Source organism: Rhodococcus sp. NPDC058505, assembly GCF_042720095.1.
In the GTDB taxonomy this organism is placed as follows: domain Bacteria; phylum Actinomycetota; class Actinomycetes; order Mycobacteriales; family Mycobacteriaceae; genus Rhodococcus_G.
Genome location: NZ_JBHXNB010000006.1, coordinates 86,137 through 89,268 on the forward strand (window position 1 = coordinate 86,137; position 3,132 = coordinate 89,268).

Genomic DNA, 3,132 nt, shown 5'->3' on the forward strand with positions numbered 1-3,132 from the left:
CATGAGTACCGGAACCCTTGTGCTGCTCCGCCACGGCGAGAGCGAATGGAACGCGATGAACCTGTTCACCGGGTGGGTGGACGTCCCGCTCACGGACAAGGGCATCGCCGAGGGCAAGCGCGCCGGCCAGCTCCTCCGGGAGCACGACCTGCTGCCCGACGTCCTCTACACCTCGCTGCTGCGCCGCGCGATCAGCACCGCGAACATCGCCCTCGACGCCGCCGACCGGCACTGGATCCCCGTGGTGCGGGACTGGCGCCTGAACGAGCGGCACTACGGCGCGCTGCAGGGCAAGAACAAGGCGCAGACCAAGGCCGAGTACGGCGACGAGCAGTTCATGCTGTGGCGTCGCAGCTACGACACCCCGCCGCCGCCGATCGACGCGGGCAGCGAGTACAGCCAGGACGCCGACCCCCGGTACGCGCACCTCGAGCAGGCGCCGCTGACCGAATGCCTCCTCGACGTCGTCAAGCGGCTGATCCCGTACTGGGAGGACACCATCTCCCGTGAGCTGCTCGCCGGCAAGAACGTGCTGGTCGCGGCGCACGGAAACTCGCTGCGCGCGCTGGTCAAGCACCTCGACGGCATCTCCGACGAGGACATCGCCGCGCTGAACATCCCGACCGGGATCCCGCTGCGCTACGACCTCGACGAGAACCTGAAGCCGCTCAACCCGGGTGGCACCTACCTCGACCCGGAGGCCGCCGCGGCGGGCGCCGCCGCCGTCGCCAACCAGGGCGCGAAGTAGTCATCACCGTGACGCGACCCGGGCCCGCGTGTTGCCCGCGGGCCCGGGTCGAACGCCAGGTGAACAGCCGGAAAACACCGGCTCTCGGGCCCGTGACGTGCAGTGAAATGCCGCCACCCGGCGCCGCCCGACCTTTTCGCGGCCGTACGATTCACTCGTGACTGTTGTTCAGGTCGTCGCCCTGGTCGCCGCCGCCGCGGTGGCCGGATATCTGGTCGGCGGGGTGCTCGTCCCGCGACTGCGGGCGCGCTTCAGCAGGCGGGAGGCCGAGCGGGCGGGCCTGACGATGTCCCAGGTCCTCGACCTGATCGTGCTCGCCAGCCAGAGCGGCATCGCCGTCGTCGACCGATTCCACGACGTCGTCCTGTTCAACCCGCGCGCCGAGGAGCTCGGCCTGGTGCACAACCGGACCGTCGAGCCGCGCGCCTGGGCGGCCGCCAACCGGGTCCTCGACACCGGTGAACCCGTCGAGGTGGATCTCGGCGTCAAGAACCCGGCCCGTGGCCGCGGCCACATCGCCGTGCGGGGTCTCGCGCAACTGCTCAGCGAACAGGACCGCCGGTTCGTCGTCCTGTTCGCCGACGACGACTCGGAGGTCGCGCGGATGGAGGCCACCCGCCGCGACTTCGTCGCCAACGTCAGCCACGAACTGAAGACCCCGGTCGGGGCGATGGGGTTGCTGGCCGAGGCCCTCCTGGAATCGGCCGACGACCCGGAATCGGTGCGGCACTTCGGGGAGCGGGTGCTCCTCGAGTCGCGGCGGCTGGGCAACATGGTCGGTGAACTGATCGCGCTGTCCCGGTTGCAGGGCGCCGAGAAGCTGCCCGACCTCGAGCCGGTCGCGGTGGACGAGGTGATCGACGAGGCGATCCGGCGCAGCGCGCTGACGGCCGAGACCGCGGGCATCACCGTCGCCGCCGACCGCCCGAGCGGCCTCGAGGTGCTCGGCGACCGAACCCTCCTGGTGACCGCGCTGTCGAACCTGGTGGAGAACGCGATCGCGTACTCGCCGCAGGGGTCGTCGGTGTCGGTGAGCCGCGCGCTGCGGGGCGGTGACGTGGCGATCGCCGTCACCGACCGCGGCATCGGGATCGCGAAGGAGGACCAGGAGCGGGTATTCGAGCGGTTCTTCCGCGTGGACAAGGCCCGATCCCGGTCCACCGGGGGCACCGGGCTCGGCCTGGCGATCGCCAAACACGTCGCCGCGAACCACAACGGATCGATCACCCTGTGGAGCAAACCCGGCACCGGGTCCACCTTCACCCTGATCGTGCCCGCGCACGCCGAGGAGCTCGATTCCCCCGACGACCCACCGGCGCCCGACTCGCTCGGGCGCCCCACCGGCACACCTGGAACCCCGGTGCCGACCACTCACTCAGACCGCGCCCATCCGGGCGCACCGAACCCCGCCCGTCAGGGCACATCCAGTATGGAGGCCAACCGGTGACGAACGTGCTGATCGTGGAGGACGAGGAATCGCTGGCCGATCCGCTCGCCTTCCTGCTCCGTCGGGAGGGGTTCGAGGCGACGGTCGTCGGCGACGGACCGTCGGCGCTCGCGGAGTTCGACCGCTCCGGCGCGGACATCGTGCTGCTCGACCTGATGCTGCCCGGCATGAGCGGCACCGACGTGTGCAAGCAGCTGCGCGCCCGGTCCGGGGTCCCGGTCATCATGGTCACCGCGCGGGACAGCGAGATCGACAAGGTGGTCGGGCTCGAACTCGGCGCGGACGACTACGTCACCAAGCCGTACTCGGCTCGGGAGCTGATCGCCCGGATCCGTGCGGTGCTGCGCCGCGGCGCCGACACCGAGGCCGAATCGGGGGTCGACGACGGGGTGCTCGAGGCGGGACCGATCCGGATGGATGTCGAACGGCACACGGTTCAGGTGGGCGGTGTTCCGGTGACCTTGCCGCTCAAGGAGTTCGACCTGCTCGAGTACCTGCTGCGCAACTCGGGGCGGGTCCTGACCCGCGGCCAGCTGATCGACCGGGTGTGGGGCGCCGACTACGTCGGCGACACCAAGACCCTCGACGTGCACGTCAAGCGGTTGCGGTCGAAGATCGAGGAGAACCCGGCCAAGCCGGAGCACCTGGTCACCGTGCGGGGGCTCGGGTACAAGCTCGAGAGCTGAGTTCGCCAGGACCGCCGCGAAACCGGTCGAAACGGGCAGCGCCGGGTCATAGCACGCCACGATCACGAAGACCAGCGCGAAGCGGTTTCGATTCGTGAACATGATGCGGGTGCGCGTTGTATTGTCGGCGCTCAAGGATTTCCCCGGATCATCGGATCGTTCCTGCTCGGAGCGGCCGATGGCCCGGAACAGCTCCGCTTCGTCAACGCGCAACAGCTCCGCGTCGGAGCGCGTCGTACGAAGGGGTTTTT

General features: G+C 69.9%; 3 protein-coding genes. All 3 read left to right on the forward strand.

What is annotated here, in order from left to right; all coding sequences use genetic code 11:
• Position 1: 1 nt before the first annotated feature.
• The gene (locus tag ACFWPA_RS06950) at positions 2 to 748 is read left to right on the forward strand and encodes a phosphoglyceromutase (protein WP_378506200.1); all 747 of its coding nucleotides are present in this window, start codon (positions 2 to 4) and stop codon (positions 746 to 748) included.
• 157 nt (positions 749 to 905) lie between these two features.
• The gene (locus tag ACFWPA_RS06955) at positions 906 to 2,195 is read left to right on the forward strand and encodes a sensor histidine kinase (RefSeq protein ID WP_378506201.1); all 1,290 of its coding nucleotides are present in this window, start codon (positions 906 to 908) and stop codon (positions 2,193 to 2,195) included.
• Positions 2,192 to 2,881, forward strand: coding sequence for a winged helix-turn-helix domain-containing protein (locus ACFWPA_RS06960; RefSeq protein ID WP_378506202.1), 690 nt, complete (start codon positions 2,192 to 2,194; stop codon positions 2,879 to 2,881). The genes ACFWPA_RS06955 and ACFWPA_RS06960 overlap by 4 nt, the downstream gene beginning before the upstream one ends.
• Positions 2,882 to 3,132 lie beyond the last annotated feature (251 nt).